The following is a 768-nucleotide window of genomic DNA, read 5'->3' on the forward strand; positions in this document are numbered from 1 at the left end:
CGAGCAGAAGGAGCGCGACCGCAAGGCCAAGGAAGAGCAGGCGAAGAAGGACGAGGCCAAGGAGAAGGCCGACAAGGCCAAGACCGAGAAGGCCCGCAAGGACGCGGAAGCCCGCGCCGAGGCGCAGCGCCAGGAGAACCTGCGGCGCATCCAGGGCATGGCCGGCGCCAGCGGCGGACCGACCTCGACCGGCACGGCGCTGAAGAGCTCTGGCCCGTCGGCCAACTACGCGGGCCGGATCAAGGCCCGCGTGCGGCCCAACATCATCTACGCCGACCCGGGCGGTCCGTCCAACCCCGAGGCCGAGGTCGAGGTCCGCGCCGGCCCGGACGGCACGATCGTGGCGCGCAAGATCGTCAAGTCCAGCGGCCTGCCCGACTTCGACGGCGCGGTGCTGCGCGCGCTCGACAAGACGGAGAAGCTGCCGACGGACACCGACGGCACCGTGCCGCGGGTGATGATCATCACCTTCCGACCCCGCGAGTGAACCGCAGGGGGAACGCGACGCCATAAGCGTCGGCGCCCCCGCCCTGCTCGACCGTCTCGACCCGCGCCATCCAGCCGCGCGTCATCGCCACCGGCAGCCAGGCGCTGAAGTCGAAGGCGGCGCCAGCCAGTTGCAGCGCGCGCTCGGTGACGCCGACATGCGCGGCGACCTGGCGCACCGACAGATGCTCATCGGTCAGGTGATCCATCATGAACTGGTAGGCGCGGCGATAACGCAGCGGCAGCCGCAGCTTGGCCGGATCGCCGGCATCGCCGCCGGCC

General features: G+C 71.4%; 1 protein-coding gene and 1 pseudogene. One reads left to right on the top strand and one right to left on the bottom strand.

The features are described 5' to 3' along the window. On the top strand, positions 1-487 hold a 487-nt coding region (tolA, locus tag FUT87_RS27835), incomplete at its 5' end, for a cell envelope integrity protein TolA (protein WP_147243058.1). On the opposite strand, the pseudogene FUT87_RS31500 reads toward tolA, so the two are convergent. Then, a pseudogene (locus tag FUT87_RS31500) lies at positions 465-768 on the bottom strand (hypothetical protein); the annotation flags it as partial. The gene tolA and the pseudogene FUT87_RS31500 overlap by 23 nt on opposite strands.

Source organism: Mitsuaria sp. TWR114, assembly GCF_007997345.1.